Below are 23,741 nucleotides of genomic sequence, written 5' to 3'. Positions count from 1 at the left end.
TGTAACCGTCCCGCTGCAGCGCCTGCTTCTGGACCGCGCCGAAGAACGGGAACGGCCAGACCGAGACGACCTGCTTGCCTGCGCTTTCGACGATTTGGTCGCTCGGCACGCTCACTTCCAGGTACCCGTTCTTCAACCGGACGACCGTCTTGAAGCGGATGCCGAGCGTCTGCAGGTCGAACGTCAGTTCCGCTCCACCCTCGACCGGGGCGATCGTCGTTTTCATTTTGGCGTCGCTCCCGTTCGCGGTGTTGATCAGCACGCCCGTGCTTTGCTTCGCGGCATCGACGTAGTCGAGCATGAACGGGGAATCGGCGTTGCTTTTCCACAGCCCCTTCAAATCCGGCTCCAGCCTCGTGTCCGGATCGCTTCGCCAGACAAAATCGCCTTGTTTGTCCCGGACCCGGATATGTCCGGCGTCGTTCACGAGCAGCTCCAGCCGGCCGTCCTCGGCCATTCGCCGGTAGCTGTCCGGGTTGTAGGCGATCCGCTGAATCGAGGCCGGGTTAATCGGAGGCGGCGAACCCGCCTGCCGCAGCTCCGGCTTGCCGACGAGCGGCCCTGCGAAGCCGAGCGCATACGCGGCTCCGGCCACCGCCGCCAGCAGGAGCAGGCCCGTTACGATACGTCTAAACACGGTAGGCCACCTCCTTCACGATCTGCGCGACGAAATCGTAAAGCTGGAACGTCAAGCCCGCGAGAATGAACAGCAGAATCCAGATCGCGAACATGAACAGCACCGACAGCACGACGTTGACGGCGGTCTCGCCGATATCGTAATTGTGAATTTCTTTGACCATGATGAAAAAAAGCAGCAGCGTCCAGCCGATCATCACCCCGTTGCCGAAATCGTATACGACCTTTTCGTTCAGCGTCAGCACGTTGGACAGCATCGCGAGCGGCAGCGAAAGGAGCAGGAACGGCATAAGCGCATACGTACTGCCGACGAACACTTCCGTCCATCGGCCCTGCCCTTTCATGATCGAACCGATCCAATAGTTGGCGGCGACCCACGTCAGCCACGGCACGACGAATTGCAGCAGCAGCGTCAGCGGACTGACGTTCTCGACGCCCGACGGATTGAACAAATACGACGTCGCCAGCTTGCTGAGCAGCAGTTTCGCGAAGGCGGCGATCAGCAGCAGCACCGCCGCTGGGAAGCTGCCTTCGCTGCGGTATCGCAGCTCCCCGAACGCGTCGAACGGATGCTTCAGCACCCGCAGCGCCTGCTTCCATTGAAACCTCACGTCCTTCGCCAGCTGCACCAAGTACGGCGACAAGCGCAGCGCCTTGGCGGACCCGGAACGGCCGGAAGCCGTAGACCCTGAGACGGGGCGCTTGTCATCGGGCGACACATGTAACGCGGTCATCGTTCCTCCCCCTCGATGCTTCGCGGCGCAAGCCACAGCTTGCGCTGCCGGTTCCCGAGCTTGTTCTTCAGCCTCCGCCCCAGCGCAGCCGCAATCAGCAGCACGGCGCCGCCGAGAGCCAACTGCGCGAAATGCTTCTGCATCCACAGCAGCCGTACTTGCCAGAAAGCGTCGGAGTAGCCGTTAAGATCGCCGCCCGCCCGGAATTCCCGCATCGCCTGCGCGTAATCGCCGTTCTTGTAGTACGCTTTCGCCAAGCCGAGATGCGCGCGGAAATATTTGCTGTTCCTGTGCAGCACTTCGCGCCACGGGCCTGCGCTCTCTTCGTAATGGCCCTGGATAAAAAGATCGGTCGCCTGCTGGACGAGCGCGCCGAACTCGGTCCGCTTGAACGTTTGGATCACGTTCGCCGTCCGATCGAGCACGAACAGCTTGCCGGTCGAGTCGATCGCCAGCGCCGACGGGTATTGAAACAGGCCGAGCTTCCGAAACCCTTCGTCCTTGGAGCCGAAGGCAAACATCAATTCACCGTTCGAATTGTATTGGAACAACATGCCGAACTGCGCATCGACCGCGGTGATGTTTCCGAGCGAATCGACGGCGACGTCGGTGAACTGCTTTTGCTGCCCGGCGAGCAGCTTCGTGACACCGTAGTCTTTTTCGCCGAGCAGATCCTTGCCGTCGTAATTAAGCTTTTTGACCTGGCCTTTCGTCACCTGCATCGAGGTCGTATACAGCAAGCCGTTCGTCCCAATCGACACGTTCGATACGGAGCCCGGCAGCTTGAGCAGTTCCTTCTGCAGCTGCTCCTTCGTGAAAAACAGCCGTTTTAACGCATCCGACAAACCAAAGTCGACTTTATTGGCGCCGAAAAACCCTTCGAAAGCGCCCTCCGGATCGAGCAGCAGCAGCCCTTGATAGCCGTTTCGCGTCGCCACGTACATGTACCCCCGTGCGTCGACGGCCAGCTTCGTCGGCTGGTAGACGAAGTTCGGCGGCAATACCGCCGATTGCGGCCGACGGATCGCGCGGATATACCGTCCTTCGGCATCGAAGACCGCGATGCGCTCGTTCTTCGTATCGGCCACATAGATCATGCCGTCGGGACGCACGAACACGCCGTTCGGCTCGTTCAGCTTCCCATCCCCGTCAGGCTGAATGATGCGCACCGTCCGGCCCCGTTCGTCCAAATGGACGATCCGGTTGTTGCCGGTATCGGCGACGAACAAATGATCGTTCGCGTCAATGTACAAATCCTCCGGATTTTTCAGTCCGCCGTGCATGAACGTATCCGGCACATAAGCCGGTTGAACCGGAATTTCTTGGCCCTCCAAATCGTAAATGAACGTGCCGTACGGCACATCGGCGCTCGCGATCCCGCCGCTCCATAAGCCTAACGCGGCGAGCAGAAGCAGCGCAGTCAAGCAGCGCATCCCCCGCCTTCTCATCGCCATCCCTCTCCCCCTTTCCTCGTCCGGACGTCGCAGCCAGTCATTTCAACCCCGAATGCGCCATTGTCGAAATGACTTTCCGTTGGAGCAACAGGAACAGGACGAAGCTCGGAAGGAACATGAGCAGCCCCGCCGCAGCCGCTACCCCTTGACGCGCCACGCTGTTCGCAAGTCCGCTGGTCAACGTGCTGACAAAGAACGGCAGCGTCTTCATCGTCTCGTCCTCGACGTACAGCGTGGACGTCTCCATGTTCCCCCAGGTCGACTGGAAGATGAGAATGCCCGCGGTCGCCACCGCCGGCATACACAGCGGCAATATGATCCGGCCGAACAGGGTGAATTCGTTCGCTCCCTCCAGCCGGGCCGCTTCCAGCAATTCGTCGGGCAGCAGGTCGATGAACTGCTTGAACAGAAAGACGATGACGGGCAGCGCGATCACCGGCAAAATGTGCGCCCAATACGTATTGATCAAGCCAAGCTTGCTGATCACGTAATAACGCGGAATTTGCACCGTCTCCGGGGCGAACATCAGCGAAACGATAATGACGGAGAACATCCACTTCTTACCAATAAATCGATGCTTGGACAGCGCATAGGCGCACAGGGCGCTGATCAGCGTTCCCAGTACGATGGTGGCGATCGCAACGATACTCCCGTTGAACAGGTAGCGGCTGACCGGTACGACCGCCGTCTTCGTCACGACAAGCAGATCGTAGAAGTTCTCGAACGTCGGCTGACGCGCCAAAAATGTCGGCGGATACAGAAACAGCTCGTGGTAAGGTTTCAACGCATGATTGAACAAATACACCATTGGCAACAGCATGAACGCCGCCAGCAGCGTCAGCATGACGGTCAGTGCCCATTGGAAAGGCGTGGTCCGGTTCAGCCTGCTCTTTTTTCGGAACCGCAGATTCGCCATCGGTCATTCCCCCTTCGAGCCGAACAGCTTCCAACACAGCTTGCTGGACAAATAAATAATGACGAGCAGCACGACCGACACCGCCGAGGCGTAGCCCATCTCGTAGCGGATAAAGCCGAAGTCGTCGATATGGTTGATCATCAGATGCCCCGCATAGTTGGGCGACGGGTTGGAGCCGGTCAGCTCGACGCTGATCGCTCCCGCCTTCAGCGTGCCGACGACGGACATGACGGCGCCGAACAGCATCTGCGGCTTCATCGACGGGATCGTGATGTACCAAATCTCCTGCAGCCGGGAACGGATGCCGTCGATCCGGCCGGCTTCGTACAGCTGCCGGTCCACATTCTGGATGCCGGCCAGCATCGCCAGAAAGCCGACGCCCATGCTCGACCAAAGCGAGACGGCGATCATGATTTTCATGATATATAGCGGCGAAGTCGTCCAGAGCTGCGGCTCGTTGATATACCCGATGTTGAGCAGGAAGCTGTTCAAATACCCAAGCCGGTCGCCGCTGAACATAATGAGCCAGACGACGGACATGGCGATGCCGGCCGTCATCGAGGGCGCGTACATAGCCAGCGTGTAGAACGCCCGGATGTTGTGCGGCAGCTGGGCGATCAGCCAGGCGAGGGCGAACGACAACGCATACCCTATCGGGCCGACGATGACCGCGAACAGAAACGTATTCGGCAGCGCATACTGCCAGAAGACAAGGTCCTGCGTCAGCAGCGCCTGGTAATTGAACAAACCGATGAAGGCAGGCCGCTGGATGGCGTTGAAGCTTGTGAACGAAAGCGCAATTGCCGCGGCCGTCGGCAGCGCGATGAACAGCAGGAACAGCAGGAAGAACGGCGATACGAACAAGTAGGAAACCCACGTCCGCTTCATATCGGCCGCAGCCGCCCGGACCCGCTCCCGCAGCGAGACGGCGGCATTCGGCTTTTTGCGGACGGCGCTGGAAGCAGGGGCCATGGCGGCCCCGGTATGGCGAGACGGATTCGTCATGGCTTGCCCGCTCCTTCCGATGGCTGCTTGATGTCAGGCACTTTCAGCTTGCGCACGATGCTGCCTTGCTTGTCGACGAATCCAAATTCCCGCTGCTTGCGCTTCAGCTCGCTATCGATTTGGAATACCGCCTTTTCGAGCATTTCCCGGTAGTTTTGATTTTGCAGCACGGTGCGCGTCCAGGCGAAGTTCAGCTCGCGAGGTGTAAAGTAGCCGCCGGGCACGTTCGGCATTTCTTTGTACCATTTCCATTGGTCCAGAATCGCCTTGCTCTCTTTCTCCGGCCACGGCAGCTTCTTGAACGCTTCGACATTCGCCGTATTCCAGCGGAATTCGACGCCGTTCAGCAGCTCGATCTCGCTGCCGAACCGCGACTGCGTCTCGGTCGACGTCCACCATTTCAGAAACTCCCAGGCGTCCTGCCGGCGTTCGGATGAGCGGAAGATCATCCCGGAGGACAGGTTGCCGCCGGACCAGCGGACGACGGTGCCGTCCTCCCGTTTCACTCCCGGAATCGGGGCAATTTCCCATGACCCGGCCAGCTCGGGCGCGGCGACAAGCAGCTGCATATACGTGTTGTAGTCGGCGATGCCGACCGGCATGTCGCCGCTGCGGAAGTGCATGTAAAAGCTCGGCACCTCGGTCGGCAGCCCGTATACGGTAAACAGCTCCGTCCACTGCTTGAACGCGTTGAACGCCTCGCGCGAATTGAGCCCCGAATTCAGTCCGTCTTCCGTATAGAAGGAAGCTCCGTTTTGCAGGAAAATCGGCACATAGTTCAGCTTCGCAAAATAGAAATTGTATCCTTTCTGCTGGAGCGTCGGCAGCATCCCGTACAAGTCGTCCCACGTGTCCGGCGGCTTCAGCCCGATGCTTTTCAAAATGTCCGTACGGTAAAAAAGCACGTTCAGCGCCACCGTCTCAGGGAGCGCGTACACGCTTCCGTCGTAGGTGAACGGAATAAGCGTTCCCGGCTGGAACTGTTCGGACACTCCCGCAAAATCGGGAAATTCGCTCAGGTTGACCAGCGAGTTCCGCATCGCGAAATCGGCCGGAGTTCCTTCGGCGATGCCGAGAGCGACATCCGGCTCCCGGCCGGCGGAATTGCTCAAGATGAGCTGACCGGGATTCGGCATCAGGTTGACGTTGACCTTGATCCCCGTTTTCGCCGTAAACGATTCGTCCGCAAGCTGCTGCATCAGCGCCACATAATCGCGGCCCCGGTTGACCCATACGTCGATTCCGTCCGGATCGCGTCTGCCGTAATAATGGTAGTTCGGCGAAAACGTGCGGAAGAAGTTGCCAACCAGGTCACCGACGACGGTCAGCGTCCCCGGTGGCTCGACCGGCCGCTCGGGAGACGAGGAAATAAAGATCCGGTCGAGCGTCAGCGGCTGACGCCCGAGACTGTCGATAAACGACGTGATTTTCTCCAGGTTTTGGGCGTGCATCTCCGGCGGACGCTTGGACAGCAAATCGGGGTTTTCCGCCATGTTCCGCAGATCGAAAATGACCGAGCGCAGTCCCTCTGCGCCCTGCAGCGAATTGCCGTACAGCCCTTGCAGTCGGTCGACCTGCTCCTGCAGCCGATCGGCCAGCGCGCGAAGCTTGCTTGCCACATCCGGCATCGTCTCCGCCAAGTTCCAATCGCGGTTCTGATCGACCATGTTGCGGTTTTTGATCCCGGTGACCATCGCCACCTGACGGTTGATCTCCTGATAACCGTCCGCAATCGACTGGAGCGACTCGCGGACAGGCGTCGTCGGCGACGGAGCGGCGGTCAGCCCGATCCGGTGCGTCCCTTGGCGAAAATAAAACGCGAACGGCTCGCCCTTGTCGTCCTGCAGCGCCCCCACGTTCCATTTCCGCGAATACGGGAACGGATACGATTGCAGCTCGCGGAACGGCACCTGGCCGTCGATGCGGATTTCCCGGAAGCTGATGACGTCCTTCGTGAAGTTCTGCAAATATTCGAAATGAATATAGTACAGTCCGTCTTTCGGAACGTCGAAGGTCCACTCCGCCGATTGGCCGCCTCTACTCCAGCGGGCCCCGCCCATCGTGTTGTAGATTTGCCTGCCGTCGGAAGCCGGGCTCGCCAGATTGTCGTTGCTCGCCTGAACTTGCACGGAAGGGTCCGATTTGGCGCTCATCTGCTCCGCTTCGACGGTGAGCAGCCAGCCGGGCTCCGCGCCGTTCGGCAGACCTTTCCAGCCGTCCGCGGCCTGTTCGTATGCCGGTAGCGGGCGGGGAGCCTTCACGGCGATTTCCGCCAAGGCGAACGGCTCGAGCACCGACTCCAGCCGGATCGTATGCCGGCCCTTGGCGAGCCGGAAGCGAAGCGGGTCGGGGCTCGTAAATTTGGCGTCCGTCAGCAAGCGCACGCCCCATTCGGGTAATTCCTGCTGCGACGGCCGGATTTGATCGCCGTGCTCGTTGAGCTTCGGCGGATAGACCGAATCTTTCCATTTGCGCGGGATCTGAATATTTTTCGCTTCGAAATAAGGAAAACCACCATCGACCTTCACCCCGATCTGTACCGGGCCGGACGAGGCTTCGCCGGGCAATACGGTCAATTCGAGCTGGTACAGGCCGTCCTGCGGCGCGTCGATTTCGTACTCGACCCAGGCTTTCGGCTGCGGCACCTGCACGACGCCGCTCTTTCCCTGCAAGGCATCGGCACGCACCGTGACGTCCGGGGATGCGCTCTTGTACCGGCTGCCCGGCAGGCGGTCCGCATCGGAGGGAGCATCCTTCCAGCCCTGCTCATGCCAGGCAAGAAGCGTTTGCGAGTAAAGCGACGCATACGCCTCGGGCAGCTTCCGGACCGGCGGCAGAACGAGCGGGCCGGACCGCTCGCCCTTCGCGGTTCCGCTTGCGAACGGGCCGGCGGCCGGCAGCGAGAGCAGCAATCCGGCAAGCGCAAGCTTTGTTGCGGTTACAGTCTTCGTTCCCATCGGCAATCCTCTCCACTTTTAGCCGTTTATGCGATGACCTGCTGCGTATCGCGGTTGAAGAAGAGCGTAAACTTCGGGTTCAGCGCCAGCTCCAGCTTCGTCCCGTCCGCAACGCGCTCGTAGGCGGCCGCCCGCATGACGATTTTGTCTTCGCCGACCTTGACATGGATGAACCGGTCGGCTCCGACCAGCTCGCTGAAATATACGTCGCCTCGGATCGGCGATTCCGTCGGCAGGCCGAGTCCCGGCACGTCCTCCGCTCGGTGCACGTATTCGGCGCGAATGCCAAGGACGACCGCTTTGTCCACATAGCTTTGCTCCAGCAGCGCCTTGCTCTTCTCCGGCGACAGGGGCAGCGCAAATCGCGGCGTATCGAACACGAGCCCCCCTTCCTTGCCCAGCCGCAGCCGTCCTTCGAGGAAGTTGATCGGGGGCGAGCCGATGAAGCTCGCGACGAACATGTTGGCCGGTCTCATGTACACTTCCTCCGGCGCCCCGACCTGCTGGATGACGCCGTCCTTCATAATGCAGATGCGCGTTCCCATCGTCATCGCTTCCGTCTGGTCGTGGGTGACATAGATCATCGTCGTCTCCAGGCGGCGGTGCAGCTCGATAATTTCCGTCCGCATCTGCACGCGCAGGCGGGCATCCAGGTTCGACAGCGGTTCGTCCATCAGAAACACCTTCGGGTGACGGACGATCGCCCGCCCCAAGGCGACCCGCTGGCGCTGGCCTCCGGAAAGCTCCCGGGGCTTGCGCCCGAGCAGGTGCTCGATCTCCAGCGTTCTGGCGTTTTGCCTCACCGACGTGTCGATGAGATGCTTCTCCGTCTTGCGGAGCCGGAGCCCGAACGCCATGTTCTCGAACACGCTCATATTCGGATACAGCGCGTAATTTTGAAACACCATCGCAATGTCCCTCTTCTTCGGGGGGACATGGTTCACAAGCTCGCCGCCGATGTAAATCTCCCCTTGGGTGACCCGCTCCAGACCCGCCACCATGCGCAGCGTCGTCGATTTGCCGCAGCCGGACGGTCCGACGAACACCATAAATTCGCCGTCCTCGATATCCAGGCTGACGTCCTTGACGACGAACGAACTGTTTTTGCCGTAGCTTTTGAACAAATGCCGCAGCGATACCCCTGCCATACGGATTCCAGCTCCTTTTGTCGGATTCGCGCTCTAAGCGTAGAAATCGAATTGATAGCGTTTTCATATGCATTATACCTACATGATACAGGTCGGAGCGGAGAAAAGCTTTAGCCGATCTGCCGTACTTTTTGCATTTCCGTTTACACAATATTCCGCTTCTTTTGCACTCCCTTTCATTTCGCGCAAATCCGGAGCTTCGTTGCACACAAGGACGCCCGCCGTCTCTTCCCTTCTGAAACGGAAACAAACGATTCCGCCTGTCCGGAACCGTTTGCTCCATCGCTTATTTTTTCTTGCTTGCGTAAAAGTCGTCGATCCGCTTCTGCACTTCTTTGTTCACGTGGTCCATCATTTCTTTGGCCGTTATTTTGCCAGCCATGAAATCCGGGAACAATTTTTTATACTCGGTGTCGTACGGCACCGGGAACTGCGGAATCCATTTTTTGGCCTGTCGGCTGATCTCGAGAAACACCTTCAGATCGGGGTCGCTTTTGCTCTTCTCCTCCAGAAATCGGCTCGATTTCATCGCCGTCAGCAGTCCGAGCCGGTTGTACAGGGACTCCGCGCCCGCCTCGGTCGAGGTCATCCATTTGATGAACGCCCAGGCGGCATCCTTGTCTTTGGCCGCCTTGACGATCGCCAGATTCGAGCCGCCATTCCATAAGCTCGCTTGCGGCGCCGGCATAACGGTCATGTCGAGGTCCGGCTTCGCTTTGCGGAAATCCTTCACATGATTGGATGTGACGATCAGCATCGCCTGCTTTTCGGCTACGAACGGATGCGTGTTTTTCGGCAACTCCGCTTTCATTTGCGTGTAGGCTTGCTGGTTGATCGTGTCGCGGTTGAACTTGAACATCCAGTCGAGCGCGTCGACGATTTTCGGATCGTTCAAGCCGACCTTTTTCGTCTCCGGATTCCAGAACGTGGAGGGCTCGGCGCCGTTCAGATAGGAGACAAAAAACAAGCCTGACAAATTGCCATAATAGAACAGCGGGTTATCCCCGGTCATTTCGTACTGCCCGTTTTTCATCATCCAGAACTTTTTGAAAAATTCGTCGGTGTCCTTCAGCCCTTGCAGGTTCGGAATCGCTTTCTCGCCGTACTGGTTCATGATTTTGTTATTGACGATGAGCCCATACGTCGGGTTGGAGTACATCGGAAGGCCGTACTGGCCTTTCTCGAACCGCGGAATTTCATAGAGTACCTGATGGAACATCGTCTCGGGCTTGTAATCGGGGTCTTGCTTGAAATAAGGCGTCAGCTCCTCGAACAAGCCGTCCATGATCCAGCCCGCTTCCAGCCGGTGGTTCGTCGCGACATTCGGCGGATTGCCCGCCGCAATCATCGGCTCAAGCTGTCCGAGCACCGGCTTCACCGTAATGTTCGGATACGTCTTGTTGAAATCTGCGATCAAGCTTTTGATTTCCGCCTCGGGCCAAGTCGTATTGCCGTACTGCCAGACGACCTCGCCTTTGATGGAAGCCGGATCTGCCGTTGTCGTCTGCGGTTCGCCCCCCGTACCGGAAGGGATGCCGCCCGGTTCCCCGCCGGAAGCGCTGCATGCCGATACGATCAGCGAAACCAGCAGGATCACCATCCAGGTCGCTGCGGAACGCTTGTGACGCTTCAAATTCATCATGGCCGCTTCATGCTCCTTTATCCGTGATCTGTTGTTCACCGTACACGCTATCAACTCCGCTGCGCGTTTTAGGCCAGCACCCCGTAGCTGCGCATCGCCTGCTTGAGCCGGTTTACCTCCCTTTCCAGCCCGGCGAGCGTCAAGCCGCTCGTGTCGGCAATGCCAGGCAGCTTCCCGATCGGACCGAACGGTATAAATTCGGGAGCGGCAAAAACAACCGGGCTCGGCACGGATACGCTGGCCGCCAAGCCGACATGCAGGCGCACTTTGGTGCCGGAAATGCGTACGATGCGATAGGACTGGCTGCCCGGCTGGATGCGGATCCACTGCCCCGGCTTCAAGGGCGAAGCGTCGTTGACGACGATCGTCGGGTCGCCGTCGGTGCCCGTCGCCGTTACGCCGGTAAGCGTGCCCGCCGTGCCGGTTGCGCTCACCTTGTAACCGGCGGCCGTCTGGCCGGAAGTCACGTCCGTGCCCGTCACGAGCACGATCTCTCCATGGTAGAACGTACCGGCATCCGGGGGATACGAGGCCGCCGTCTTCACGGGCGGCGCATCCGTCGCCACCGACGGACTGAGGCTCAGCCACAGGCCGCCCTGCTTCGACGCGATCAAGTTGTTCGTCACCGATACGCCGCGGAACGTGCCGTCCGCCTCGTTGACCCGGATCGAGAACATGCCTTGCGCCTCGTCGTACGTGTCCGTGATGAAGTTGCCTGAGATGTTCCCTCCTTCGACCGTCGAACGCAGCAGAATACCGGCGCGGTATGGCTCGTACGCGGGCAGCGCGGGATAGTGACCGGCATTTTCAATCACATTACCGGTAATCTGGATATTGCGGGAGACGCCAACCTTCGACGTGCTGCCGATCCGAATGCCCGAGACAGGAGCGTTCTTGATCGTATTGCTGCTGATGATGATATTTTTCATATCGATGTCCTTGACCAGACCGACGCCGTAAGCGGCATCGTTGAAGGCAGCCCGCTGCGTGCGCTCCTCCTGGAACACAATCGTATTGCCGGTAATCGTAATATTCTCGAATGCCCCCTTCTCTTCCGGACCGCCGGCGCTCGATATGCCCGTTGTCGTATACCGCTTATGTACGGTATTGGCCAGATGAATCGTATTGCCGGTAATCGCCACATTCCGGAGCGCGTAATTTTTCCACGGCCATAGCTGGATGCCCTGGTTCGCGTTGCTGAACGTGTTGTTGCTGACCGTGATGTCGCCGTGCTGGTCGAAGCTGTTCGCCTGAATGTTGACGCCGGTGTAATACCCGTCGCTCACGTTGTTCGAGACGACGCTTTGTCCGCCGTGCGTCTCGATCGCGCCCCGCGCCTTCTGACCCGCCGCCGCATAGAACAGACAGTTGGACACCGTATGGTTGCGGCCGTTCAAATAGATCGCCGAATTATCGTACCCTGCCGGGTCGTCGCTCTTCGCCATGACGAAGTTGAACCGGCAGTTCGTCACCGAAGCGTTATTGCCCCGCTCGTTGTTCATCGTGATCGTGTTGATCCCGCAGGTCGGATCGAACGCGACGTTGTCGACGAACACGTTCTCGTAATTGTACAGGCCGATCACGAACTGCCAGAAATACTGGTCCTTCCGGCGCAAATCGACGTTGCACGTCAAATTGTTTTGCGGATTCTGATCGACGCGCAGGTTGGAGATGCGAACGTTCCGCAGCGGCACGCCCGACGAAGCGGCCCCGAAAATCATCCCGTAGTCCCCGGCGTTGTCCTTCACCTTGATCACCGAAGCGGTCCCTTCCCCTAACACATGGACATTGTCGCGCAAATTGATTTTGGTGCTCCCCGACGGCGATACGATGTACGTCCCCTTCGGAAGGAATACCGTTCCTCCGCCCAATGCAAACGCCGTATGGATCGCGTTCTGAATGGCTGCCATATCGTCCGTTACTCCGTCGCCCTTCGCCCCGAACCATTTGACATTCAAATACGGCGACTCCAGCAGCCGCTTCAATCTCGCGCCGGAAGCGGCTACGAGCACCGTGCCCGTGTTGTCCGCCGTCGTCTGGTCGTCCGGATCGACGACAAAATGACCTTCCTGCCCTTTGTCCGTTACCAAATAGACAAAAGACGCATCCGGCGCCGTCATTGACCGCAGCTCCGCGACCGTCGCAGGTACGACGTATTGGAGCGCCGCCAGCCGCTTGATCTTCTCGAACAGGCTGTCGGGGTTTCCGTACCCGGTTAAGCCGTACACCGACCCGGTAACCGAGCTGCCGCCATCCCCGCTCGCCCTGCCGAACGCCGCGCCGTACATGACCGCCGCCGCTCCGGCCATACCAAGCGACGCGAGCAGCTTTCGCCGGCTAAGCATCGGGCCGCCCGGCTGCTGCGGCGATGCGGCCATGTCCTGTCCTTGAATCTCGTCTGCCCGATGCTCTTCGCCGGGTATCCGTTCTTGCGTTTCCTTCATTGCAATTCCCCCTAACGGATAAAATGGAAGATCGAAGCAAGCCTTTGGATTAGTAAGCGTTTTCATTTTGCGATTACCGTTATCATAGCGCGGTTGCCGGGCGAAATCTTTGTAGCTTGAATCGTTCTTTTTGCATTTCGTGTTGGATATTCGTTCATTTTTTTTGCACTGCGTTGCATGCGGCATGTTCTTTATGCAACTCCCATAAAACGGGATTTTCGCCCGGTTCGCAGCTCCAAAAAGCCAATTTGCGCTCTATTTCGATATGATGCAACAATTTTTGCATTCAATAAACAACAAAATGTGATGCGATTTGCCACCATGAATACTACAATTTTAGTATAATTATGGAATTTCAAACAGGGATTTGGGATAACCAACAGCAACGAATCCCAAGGATGGAGGATAACCGATGCGCACACTCAAAGACGATTGGCTCATTCAATGCTACATGGATGCGGTCCACCTTCAGCTCGATCCCGAATTTATCGATCTGCTGCTAGAAGAAATCCATAGACGTTCAAGCAATCCCGCTTTCCGCCGAATGTGGATGGCCGTCTCCCACTCTCCATGGGGGCAAGAGGCTGCGGCTGGCGCCGTTCTCCATGCGAATTGAACCTCGCCTTCCTTTTCTTATCTTTCCGGGCTCTCACGCTGTGTCGTACGAAACGCGCAGCGCAGGAGCCTTTTTGGTCTGTTTCGCAGACTTGTTGGGGACGGGAAGAAAATGATATAATTTTGATCAAATTAACTTGTGCACAATCAATCCTTTCGAGACGAACAAGATTGAGGAAAGAAGGTTCTTCCCATGAGCCAAAATGAATATTTGAAATTGGACAATCAGCTATGCTTCAGTCTGTACGCCTGTTCGAGAGCGATTTCGCGAATGTACCGGCCGCTGCTCGACGAGTTGGGGCTGACCTATCCCCAATATCTTGTGCTATTGGTGTTGTGGGAAAAGGAAGAGAGCACGGTCAAGGAGTTGAGCGAAATTCTCGATCTCGACTCGGGAACCTTAACGCCGATGCTGAAACGGATGGAAGCGGCCGGGCTGGTGCAAAGGAAGCGTTCCAGCGAGGACGAGCGCGTCGTGATCGTCCGGATCGCGGACAAAGGATTGGCGCTCCAGCACAAAGCGGTCTGCATTCCGCAAGCGCTGTTCGCCTCCAGCGGTATGACGCTCGAGCAGATGACCGAGTTGAACCGGCAGGTCAAAGCCATGATGGTTAATATCCACGAGCTTAACGGTACCGTTGCCGGGGAGTAACCGTACCCGCTTCCGGCCGCCTGCGGATCATCGCGAATCGCCTGCGGCCCTTTCCCGCGAGATGCTTAGCAGGACTCCGATGCTGACCATGCACAGCAGCAGCGACGAACCGCCGTAACTAATGAAAGGAAGAGGCACTCCCGTGATCGGAATGCTTCCGGTACCCCCCCCCCGATTGATCAGCGCCTGAATCCCGATCGTCGAGACAATCCCGATCCCGCATAGGGTACCGAACAAGTCGGGACTCCGCAGAGCGATTATGAGCCCCCTCCACAAAAAAGCCAAATAAAAAAGAAAAGAAAAAACAATCCCGCCGAAGCCCACGTCACTTGTCTTAGTTCAAAATACCACATGTTATGATACTTCGTGAACGAAGTCATGGCACTGGAGCTAAATGCCATGACGAGCCCGATGGCAGCAAGCAGAACGGTCATCAAGTAATTCGACTCCACCACAATCCGAACGGCCACTTTTGGCATCAAATCGAAAAGCCCTCCAACAAACATGGAGGGCTTAAAAAGACGCACGACGACGCTTCCGCTCCCCCAGGTTGAGTTTCTAGCAGTTCCTGTTTTACCCATGGGCATCTTTCGATATTTCTGGGCAGTGGCCTATGTTTGCATAGGGCCTCGCCTAACGAGGACTTCTTCGTTACAGATAGAGTTTTTTATTGATTTTGCGTTCGTTTTCCATATATTGCAATCCTTTTTGCTATCGGACGAAAAACAAAATGTGATGCACACGCGATCAACTAATACTATCATTTTAGTATAAATATGGAAAATGGTTTTGAGTGGAGGCAAGTATGGCAATGGCAAGTATGCGATCTCTTAAAGACGATTGGCTCCTGGACTGCTACACCGACGCGATCCAGCTTCAGCTTGATCCGAAATTTATTCGTTTGCTGCTTAATGAAATTCATCGACGATTGGACGATCCGGTTTTTCGCCGGACCTGGTCCGTTCTTTCCGGGAAATAAGTTCCGGAGAGAGGAGAGAAGCAAGGGCTTGAGCTGCCGTTCGGCAGCGAATTAAAGAAACTGAATTCTGGCATGGAAGGACTACTGGGTATGATATTTGAGGGAGATATTACAAACGACTCCTTTAAACCGATCGGTTTTCGCGAGTCGCATCTTTTTTTTAACAGCGTTCCGCTTACGGAAGACACCCTGCGCATTGGCGCCTGGGGAATAGATGTCAGCAAAGACTGGTGCGTCCGGAATCGGATCCTTAGGCCGGACGAGGGCGGTCATTTTTATTTGGCCGGCATGGCGAAGCTCGAGTTCCATCAGGTGTCGAAGGTAAGCGTTTCGACCGTTCTGTACCATTCTTTGGAGCAAAACAACGATTTTGTCCGAACCGCCGACGGCAGCAAGGTTTCCTTGGCCAAAGAGTGGGCCATTCGGGGAATAACTCCCCAGAACCCACATGTGTATCATCTGACGGGAATGCTGGATTGGCCTCACGGGTACTGCGAGCTCGACATTCATGCCGAGGGTCCCGTCCGTATAAGCTTCGATACGAGCAGGCTGGTCAACGTCAGCCACTTTTTCGAAGCGCCGCAAAACTATGCGTACCCGTTTGTTTAGGGGAGCCGCCTCCGGAACGGTCCGGACCGCGGCTTAGCTCCCGCCCGAACAAGCACCTGCCAAGCCGTTCCTGGCCCAGGTGCTTGTTTGCGCTGCCTCTACATGGACGGCGCCGAAGGCGTCGGTACGGCCGGTTCGTTATCCCGTCCGAGCCGGCGCGCGGCGGTTTCGCGGCGCCCGGTGGCGGGCACGTGCCGGCCGGCCTTCGCCAGCCCGAAGACCGGCACATTATGGTACAAGCATTCGTACTGCCCCTGCTGGACGATAAACGTCTCGTGAAATATGCCGACGGCCCCGCTGGCCGCCACCTTCCGATTGAAATCGCGCCAAGCTTGCAAATGCACCGCGCCGTGCCGCGCATACCGCTCCAGGTGCTCGAACGAACGCCAATATTGCAGGATGACCGGCCCGCGCAGCGTCGTATAATAATTAGCGTGCAGGAACCCGAGCTCCGGGTTCTCGTACAGCTCCCGGATCATCGGCGGCATCGCCTTGAATACCGGAAGCCACTTATGGACCGCCCACGGCTTGTTGATCCTCATCCCGATCTGGAATACGACGAAATCCCCGTCGATCTCGGCCGTATAGCGGCCGTTAATCACTTTACTCATGCCTTATCCTCCTTCTCCCGGTCGGCGCACAGCACCTCTAGATGCGTTTCGTAGACTCCCATCAAATCCGTGCTACCGTACAAATGCCCGGTCAAATAAGCTCCGTAAAAAATCGTATGCAGCAGAGCTACCGCCGATTCCACGGATACTCCCGGGCGCAGCTCCCCGTCCTCGGCCGCTTCCCGCATCCGTTTCGTGAATTCCTGATGCAAATCCGGCTCCTGCGCCCCCAGCTCCTCGTGTTCCGGGAACAGCAAGCGGATTTCCGCCAGACTTAGCTCCGGCATGCACGGGTGCATCTTCATTTCCGACAAAAAACCGATCAGGCTCAGCATCAAGCCCGGCTTCGTTTCCGCCTCTTTGACGACCTTCCCGAGCATGTGCCGGATCGCCGCCATTCCCCGAAGCGGCCGCTCCGCCAGCTCGATCCGCCGCCAGGTCAACCATACCCGCATGAAGTAGACCAGCACGTCCTCTTTTTGCCGGAAAAACTTGAAAAACGTCACCTTCGACACTTCCGCCTTGCGGCAAATATCGTCTACCAGCAGCTCGCGAAACGAGCGTTCGCCGATCAGCTCCAAGCTCGCCTCATACAGCGCCAGCTTGGTCCGCGCTTTTTTAAGCTCCCGCAGCGGGATCGGTTGCGCATCCATGGACCGAAATCACCTCAACAAATTTACTTTCTTTTTTGTAAACTCCAATAAATAAATTAACCTAAGTTAACTTAATAGTCAACACTTATCCATCGCCAAACTCAAATAATCTATCGAATTCTATACATTTCTATTAGAAGATTTTACTATAATATATGGTATATATTTGAAATAGGTGATACAATAAATTCTTGTAAATGCTGTAAACACAAAGCGAATCGGGGGTGACGATTCACTTCAGCTCTTAAAATCATAGTGAAAAGGAGTTTTGATATGAGAAGAGCAAAGTTTTCGCGTCTCTCACTGCTGTCTACTCTATTAACCGCAGGTTTAATGATGCAAAGCGTTGCACAGGCGGCGCCTTTGACATCGGTATCGGGTACCCCGTCCGGTATCGTCGATGCGCAAATCATCCGCACTCTTTCTTTTCATCCGAAGGCCAATGCCTTTATTTCCGACAAGCTGGACACCACCTCCACGGACAAGGTGAACGTCATCGTCCAATTGAGCGGACAGCCGGTCTCCGTCGGAAAATACGCTGCCGAGCTGGGCCAGCAGCAGCTTTCTGCAGAATCTTTAGAAAGCGCTGTCAATAGCGAGCAATCGTCCATGATCAGCTTGGCGAAATCCGAAGGCATCGATTTGAACGTCAACTACCAATACAATACCGTGCTGAACGGCATGGAAATTACGCTGCCGGCCAACCAGATTCCCGAGCTGGCCGCCATCCCCGGCGTCAAGTCGATTCATGAGAACCGAACCTATTATGCTTTGCCCGTCGAAGCTCCGCAGCCGGCCGATGCCGTGACTGGCAGCTACGATATTGCGCCCATCAAGCAAATTGGAGCTCAGGACGCTTGGGCCCGGGGCTTGACCGGCAAAGGCTTGAAGGTCGGCGTCATCGACAGCGGCGTCGATTATCTGCACCCGGACTTGAAGGATGCCTATAAAGGCGGGTACAACTCTTCGTTCAATACGCCCGACCCTTACGAGGAACCACCCATTCCGAAGGCTCAGGACCCGTTTGGAAAAGGCTTCGATGGAACGTCTCACGGCACGCACGTATCCGGTACAATCGCCGGCCGGGCCAAGAATACAAACACCGATGTCGTCCAAAAAGGCATTGCCTACGAAGCGGACCTCTACGTCTACAAAGTGCTGGCCCGCGACCCCAAAACCGGCAGATCCTCCGGCTCTTCGGCCCAGGTGATCGACGGAATCGAGCGCGCGGTCAAGGACAAAATGGACGTGATCAACCTGTCGCTGGGCTCGGACGAGGAGAAGGACCCGAACTCCCCGGATTCGATCGCAATCAACAATGCCGTTCTCGGCGGCATCGTCGCCGTCGTAGCCAGCGGCAATGCGGGAGATAAAGGGCCGTACTTCTACTCGATGGGCTCGCCGGCTTCTTCGCAGCTTGCGATCTCCGTCGGTGCGGTGACCAGCCCGTCCAACCGTTATAAGGCTACGGTTTCCAGCTCCGTGTACGAAGCCGTTTATTATCCGTTGAACGTCATGGGCTGGAAGACCGGGCAGGAGGACTTTAAAGCGATCCTCGGGACGAACCCCATCGAAGCCGTGTATGTAGGGCTCGGACAAGACGACGACTACAAGGGCAAAAACGTGAAGGAAAAAATAGCCTTCGTATCGCGCGGTTCGCTGGCCTTCGTAGACAAAATTAAAAATGCGAAAAAATGGGGAGCCAAAGCCATCGTGATTTTTAACGGCAATATCACGAAGGATACAAGTGGCAAGGACATACCGGATCTCTCCCCCAGCATAGACGGACGGAACGGGCATATCGACTCCTTCATAGGAGACGACTTCGAATATATTCCCGCCTTCGACATGTCCGGTCAGCAGGGACGCGCATTGGCCTCAGCCGTGTTGGCCAATCAGACCAATTTCCGCCTGACGTTCGGTCCAAGCTATCCGCAAACGATCGATAAGGGCGATACGATGGCAACGTTCAGCTCCCGCGGTCCTCTGTCGGACGATAAGCTGAGCATTAAGCCGGATATTAGCGCGCCGGGCGTGAACGTGCTGTCGACTTATCCGGCCTATGGCAAAAGCATTCCCGGCGCCTCTTACGCGCAAGCGTACAAGCGGAGCAGCGGAACCAGCATGGCCACTCCGCACGTCGCGGGCGTCGCCCTGCTTCTGAAGCAGCAGCACCCGGATTGGACTCCGTTCGATATCCGCGCGGCGATGGCCAATACCGCGGATGGGATCAAAGACTCTAAGGAAACGCCATACGATGTATATTCTCAAGGTGCAGGCCGCATCAACGTGTCTCAGGCGGTCTATACGCCGGCCGTGCTCCAGACGGTGGATCAGATCACCATTCTTGACAAGAACCTGAATCCGCAAGAGGTCGTCAACTACGGCAGCAGCGCCAGCTTCGGTTTGATGGCTGCCGGAAGCATTGCCAAGAAAGAGCAGCTCCAGCTCAAGAACACTTCGGACAAAACGGTAACGTACAAGGCGTCCGTGAAGCTGCACCCGAACGTCACTTCCGATCCGAACAACCCGGTAAAGACGCCTGACGTGAACAACATCGTCGCGACGCTGGAAGGCCTCGGCAGCGGCAATACGGTTTCCGCCGGAGCCAAGTCGACACAGAAGTTCTCCCTTTCCGTCGCGCCTAAGGCTACAGCCGCAGACGGCGTGTATGAAGGAGAAGTATTGCTGGAAAGCGCCGGACTGCCTTCGCTGCACCTGCCGTTTGTCGTTCATGTCGGCACAAAACGGCCGGACAACGGCTTCGGGCTGCAGGACGTGACACTGACCCGAACCGTCATTACGCCAAGCAAGTCGACGGACGTCTCCGTGACGCTGACGGCGAAAGACGCGAACTATTTGGATCTGAACGTTTACGGTGTGGATGACAAGTACGTCGGCACCATGGGACAAATTCTGAACCAAGACGCAAGCGGGAAACCGCAATTGCTTGCTCCGGGGACCTATACGTTCCAGAACGTCGACGGCACTTATATTAACGATAAAGTGGATGGCAACGGAAAGCCGATCGTCCAGCGCCTGAAGGAAGGCACGTATAAACTCATGGTCCGCGCTCTCATCCTGGATGCGAAAGGGCAACCGAAACGTGATGCCAGCGGCGAGCTTATTCAATATGTCGCATGGAAGACGCTCCGCTTCAGCAGCACGGACGACAGCAGCACGCCGATCTACAACAGCGGCAGCGGCTTTTATTATGGCGGATCTGTAAGCGGCAGCACTGAACAGTCCGGCAGCAATCCTTCCATCGATACGGTCGTGAATCAAGGACAAACCTCCGCTTCGCTGAAACGGACGGTAACGATGGACGGCAACACGCTGACGGCGACCATTGCGGACGCAGACCTGAAAGCCGCTTTAAAAACAGAATCCGGCACGCCGGTTGCCGTGGTCATCTCCGTCTATGCCACGGCGTCCCAGCAAGTAATCGTCAAGCTGACGCCGGAGCAAGTGAACACGCTGAAAGCGTCGGGTGAGCAAAACTCCGTTATCGTCAGCAACGGAAACGCATCGATTGCGCTCCCCGTTTCGGTATTGAAGCGCGTACCGGCGGCAGCAGGACTGAACGTAGCCGTCCGGTATGACGTGGAACGGGCATCGGCCTTCGCCGACGGGTTCCCGGGAGCCAAAGTGACCGGTACGCCGGTTTCCTTTGCCGTTAGCGCAGTGAACGGCAGCGATACGCAGCCGATTTCGGTATCCAACCGCGATTTCCTGAAAAGCTCCTTTACCGTGAGCGGCAATACCGACGCTAACGCGCTGGGCGTCTTGTATATCGACAACGGAAAGGTATATGCCGTTCCGGCGAGCGTCGCTCAGAACAAGGACGGCTCGCGCACCGTAACCGTCAACCGCCCGGGCATCTCGACCTATGCGGCCGCAACCCGCGCGATCTCTTTTACGGACATCGACACGTCTTGGGCGCAATCGCACATCCAGGCCTTGGCCAACAAGCTGCTGCTTAACGGAACCTCGGCTTCGGAGTTCTCGCCGAAAGAACAGGTAACCCGCGCGGAATTCTCGGCCATGCTGGTCCGCGCGCTCGGTCTGCATGCCGGCTCGAAAGCCCCGTTCCAGGACGTGAGCGCCTCCGACTGGTTTGCCGACGATATTGCGGCCGCCTATGAAGCGGGTCTTGTGAACGGCGTCGAAGAAGGACGTTTCGACCCGCATGCCAGCATCAGCCGCCAAGATTTGGCCGTGATGCTGTCCCGGGCATCGTCCCTGATCCAACTGACGCCGAAGAGCAATCCTTCGCGCAAGCCGTATGCGGATGCTTCCGAATTTGCCGAATACGCCAAGAACAGCATCGATGCGGTTACGAAAAGCGGTCTGATGAGCGGCGATGAGATCGACGGAACGCCGCACTTCCATCCGGCCGACCCGACGACCCGGGAAGCCGCCGCAACCGTCCTGTACAATTTGCTGCAGAACGGCAGCTTGATTAACTAAGCTATCGGACTACCCTTCCTTACGCAGAGAGCCCCATTGCCTGCTTATCCAGGCAATGAGGCTCTCTTCCTTTTACGGCCCGCGGGCCGCAAGCGAATTATTACCGGCGTCTTTTCTTCCGGATCGTTCGTTCCACCACCCGCTTCATCCCGGCCCCGGCACGGTTCCACGTGAATTTCAGCACGTCCCGCCTGCCTTGTCTTCCTTTCTTTCGACAAACGGCGCGATTCCGAAAAGCAGCTCTCATCTGCCTCTTCAAGCTGCCGATATCCGGCTCGGCCCAGCGCTGTCCCTTTTGTGCAAACAAATAGCGGAAGAGGCGCGAGATCGAATGCTTGCTTCTCATGCTGACGGCCGGGTTTTGCAGCCGGTATTTGACCAGGAACGAATTGCGGCGCTTGACGAAATCCATATGTCCGCCCCAGCCCGTTGCGATGACCGGGACGCCGCTTGCCAGCGATTCGAGAAACGGCAGTCCGACCCCTTCTCCCCTCGTCGGAAGCACGAACGCGGAACCGAGCGTATACACCCCCTTCAGCCGATGCTCCGGCATGCGGCTGGAAAGTAAGATTACCGGGGCCGTTTTCCGAAACCCGAGCCTTTTTTTATACCCGTTGATTTTATTTCTGATCCACCTCTCGTTTTCCCGGGAACCGTATCCGTTCGTCTTGATCACCAGCGCGACCTTCTCGGACGGGCCAAATTCTTGCCAGTAAGCTCTTAGCAACCCTTCCGGATTTTTGCGGTGCTGGAAGCCGAAGACGGACACGAAAACAAACCTTCCAGCCGTTCCCCGTACCGCCAGCTTCTTGTTCTGTGGTCTAAACTGCTTTGTGTTGACCCCATGCGGCACGATATAGACCGGCACCTTCACCCCGCTGCGGAGCAGGGCGGCTTTGTTATGCCTGGAGGGAACGAACACGGCGTCGAAGCGGTTAATGTTCGGGAACCAGTTCCGGGGCACGCGCGTTGTTTCCCAGACGGTATTCAATATGATACGGTCGTATTTACGGCGTTCCTTCCGCAGCCGTATCGTATGGGGCAGGTAATGGTAAATTAAAATTTTGCGTTTGCCTGCGGCATGTGGCTTGCGAAGCAGACGCGCTAAGGTGCTGCCTGCTGCCGGCTTCTTCTTCCCGGCCCTTCCTGCCTCTACCCTGACGTCCACGCCTTGCCGGCTTAAGGCGAGAGCATATTCCCGGCTGGCTCTTCCGATCCCGCCATACCTTGTGACAGGGCCCTTCCATGTGACCTGATACGATGTCATTTTCTCAGCCCCTTCGGTTTGAGCGAGTACCCTCTGCGCTTGTGGAAGGAAAGCGACCGGAAGGAGCCGGCCAGTGCTTTGAGACGCTTCGGCAAAATGCTCCTTACGTTCTGGTTCAAGCTTTTGTTCAAGCATCGTTTGAGCACGACCCTCCTTGGATTGGCGGCATAGATGAAGTTGCCGTACAATTCGAATTCCGAGAAGCCGAACTGCTTCGACCTGTCAATGCTGCGAAGAATGGCTTTGTACCAGCGCGTCCCGTATCTTGCTTCAATTCTCCTTTTCATCAGGGCCAGCTTCGCTTTCTCGAACAGCATGTAATGCGCGACGAACGACGTGCGCGCGACGCGTCTGCGGCCCAGCAGCCTCCGGCTGACTCTGAAGTATTCGGGATGGCTCCAGCTGCGGCAATAAAACACGGGCTTCCCTTTTTGCCAGAATACGTGCGGGCGGATGAGCACCGTGTCGGCATCCACCGTCAAAAAATACCGATTCGAACCCAACCTGTCGCCGCTCAGCTTAAGCAGCTGCTGAAGCAGCCACCCGGAGCGCTCCCATCGTTTCGAACGGTAACGGATTTGTTTTTTGGTGATTGGCAGCACCGTCCGCTCATGCACGAAAGTGCATTTTTTTTTGGCGCACAGCGCCTTGATTCTCGGGCTATCCGGAGAAACGATCATAATTTTGCCGATCGGATGCTTGACCTGCTTCCGGATGGCGTCGATGACGAACGGCAAGGTCCCCAGATCTTTGTCAATGGCGGGTATCAGAACATCGATTTTGATCCTGCCGCTCCGGGAACGAGGGGGGGCGAGAGACATCTCTTCATCTCCATTTGCAAGGTTTTGCACCAGTTTATGTCCAGAAGGCAGGATTGGTCCGGGCCCCTGTCCGAACGCCGGACAGGCGCACAAAATTTTTGTCGAAATGGGAGAACTTGCTTTAAACT

The 23,741-nt window shown here is 57.1% G+C and carries 18 protein-coding genes and 1 pseudogene; 5 read left to right on the top strand and 14 right to left on the bottom strand.

Features of this window, described 5'->3' with window-relative positions:
- From QJ48_RS18000 to QJ48_RS17960, 9 genes are all read right to left on the bottom strand, one after another.
- A partial coding sequence (locus QJ48_RS18000; RefSeq protein ID WP_157261674.1) for a DUF5696 domain-containing protein occupies positions 1-637 on the bottom strand: 637 nt, incomplete at its 3' end.
- Complete coding sequence (locus QJ48_RS17995; RefSeq protein ID WP_054974934.1) at positions 630-1,370, bottom strand: Yip1 family protein; 741 nt, start codon at positions 1,368-1,370, stop codon at positions 630-632. The genes QJ48_RS18000 and QJ48_RS17995, both read right to left, overlap by 8 nt.
- Complete coding sequence (locus QJ48_RS17990) at positions 1,367-2,824, bottom strand: hypothetical protein (protein WP_082420566.1); 1,458 nt, start codon at positions 2,822-2,824, stop codon at positions 1,367-1,369. Before QJ48_RS17990 ends, QJ48_RS17995 begins: the two co-directional genes overlap by 4 nt.
- 37 nt (positions 2,825-2,861) lie before the next feature.
- A complete protein-coding gene (locus QJ48_RS17985) occupies positions 2,862-3,740 on the bottom strand; it encodes a carbohydrate ABC transporter permease (protein ID WP_054974932.1) in 879 nt (292 codons plus the stop codon).
- A gap of 3 nt (positions 3,741-3,743) precedes the next feature.
- Entirely contained in the window at positions 3,744-4,745 is a 1,002-nt protein-coding gene (locus QJ48_RS17980; RefSeq protein ID WP_237762962.1) for a carbohydrate ABC transporter permease, read from the bottom strand.
- Positions 4,742-7,702 (bottom strand): extracellular solute-binding protein, encoded by a 2,961-nt coding sequence (locus tag QJ48_RS17975; protein ID WP_054974931.1) that lies wholly within the window; start codon positions 7,700-7,702, stop codon positions 4,742-4,744. The genes QJ48_RS17980 and QJ48_RS17975 overlap by 4 nt, the downstream gene beginning before the upstream one ends.
- Positions 7,703-7,728: 26 nt before the next feature.
- Positions 7,729-8,850, bottom strand: coding sequence for an ABC transporter ATP-binding protein (locus QJ48_RS17970; protein WP_054974930.1), 1,122 nt, complete (start codon positions 8,848-8,850; stop codon positions 7,729-7,731).
- A gap of 286 nt (positions 8,851-9,136) precedes the next feature.
- Complete coding sequence (locus QJ48_RS17965; RefSeq protein ID WP_054974929.1) at positions 9,137-10,492, bottom strand: extracellular solute-binding protein; 1,356 nt, start codon at positions 10,490-10,492, stop codon at positions 9,137-9,139.
- A gap of 68 nt (positions 10,493-10,560) precedes the next feature.
- The gene (locus QJ48_RS17960) at positions 10,561-12,936 is read right to left on the bottom strand and encodes a glycosyl hydrolase family 28-related protein (RefSeq protein WP_054974928.1); all 2,376 of its coding nucleotides are present in this window, start codon (positions 12,934-12,936) and stop codon (positions 10,561-10,563) included.
- 412 nt (positions 12,937-13,348) lie between these two features.
- Between QJ48_RS17960 and QJ48_RS39375 the strand changes: the two genes are divergently transcribed.
- A complete protein-coding gene (locus QJ48_RS39375) occupies positions 13,349-13,552 on the top strand; it encodes a sporulation histidine kinase inhibitor Sda (RefSeq protein ID WP_054974927.1) in 204 nt (67 codons plus the stop codon).
- Positions 13,553-13,744: 192 nt separating this feature from the next.
- Entirely contained in the window at positions 13,745-14,203 is a 459-nt protein-coding gene (locus tag QJ48_RS17950; RefSeq protein WP_054974926.1) for a MarR family winged helix-turn-helix transcriptional regulator, read from the top strand.
- A gap of 27 nt (positions 14,204-14,230) precedes the next feature.
- Here QJ48_RS17950 and QJ48_RS17945 read toward each other — a convergent pair.
- A pseudogene (locus QJ48_RS17945) lies at positions 14,231-14,530 on the bottom strand (FtsW/RodA/SpoVE family cell cycle protein); the annotation flags it as partial.
- Positions 14,531-15,014: 484 nt separating this feature from the next.
- Here QJ48_RS17945 and QJ48_RS36025 point away from each other — a divergent pair.
- Positions 15,015-15,182, top strand: coding sequence for a sporulation histidine kinase inhibitor Sda (locus tag QJ48_RS36025; protein WP_082420564.1), 168 nt, complete (start codon positions 15,015-15,017; stop codon positions 15,180-15,182).
- Positions 15,183-15,272: 90 nt separating this feature from the next.
- A complete protein-coding gene (locus tag QJ48_RS17935; RefSeq protein WP_054974923.1) occupies positions 15,273-15,791 on the top strand; it encodes a hypothetical protein in 519 nt (172 codons plus the stop codon).
- Positions 15,792-15,889: 98 nt separating this feature from the next.
- Here QJ48_RS17935 and QJ48_RS17930 read toward each other — a convergent pair whose 3' ends face one another.
- Complete coding sequence (locus QJ48_RS17930; RefSeq protein WP_054974922.1) at positions 15,890-16,402, bottom strand: DUF4188 domain-containing protein; 513 nt, start codon at positions 16,400-16,402, stop codon at positions 15,890-15,892.
- Positions 16,399-17,055 carry a TetR/AcrR family transcriptional regulator gene (locus QJ48_RS17925; RefSeq protein WP_054974921.1) on the bottom strand — a complete coding sequence of 219 codons (657 nt, stop codon included), beginning with the start codon at positions 17,053-17,055 and terminating at the stop codon, positions 16,399-16,401. The genes QJ48_RS17930 and QJ48_RS17925 overlap by 4 nt, the downstream gene beginning before the upstream one ends.
- A gap of 273 nt (positions 17,056-17,328) precedes the next feature.
- Here QJ48_RS17925 and QJ48_RS17920 point away from each other — a divergent pair, with 273 nt between their 5' ends.
- Complete coding sequence (locus tag QJ48_RS17920) at positions 17,329-21,525, top strand: S8 family serine peptidase (RefSeq protein ID WP_063858117.1); 4,197 nt, start codon at positions 17,329-17,331, stop codon at positions 21,523-21,525.
- A gap of 100 nt (positions 21,526-21,625) precedes the next feature.
- On the opposite strand, the gene QJ48_RS17915 is transcribed toward QJ48_RS17920, so the two are convergent.
- Together QJ48_RS17915 and QJ48_RS17910 are read right to left on the bottom strand one after the other, a co-directional pair.
- On the bottom strand, positions 21,626-22,792 hold the full coding sequence (locus QJ48_RS17915; protein ID WP_054974919.1) for a glycosyltransferase family 4 protein: 1,167 nt from the start codon (positions 22,790-22,792) through the stop codon (positions 21,626-21,628).
- Positions 22,789-23,613 (bottom strand): DUF6492 family protein, encoded by an 825-nt coding sequence (locus tag QJ48_RS17910; RefSeq protein WP_054974918.1) that lies wholly within the window; start codon positions 23,611-23,613, stop codon positions 22,789-22,791. Before QJ48_RS17910 ends, QJ48_RS17915 begins: the two co-directional genes overlap by 4 nt.
- Positions 23,614-23,741: the final 128 nt, after the last annotated feature.

The organism is Paenibacillus sp. A3 (genome assembly GCF_001399685.1).
GTDB lineage: Bacteria > Bacillota > Bacilli > Paenibacillales > NBRC-103111 > Paenibacillus_G.
This window is presented reverse-complemented; position numbering and strand designations above follow the sequence as displayed.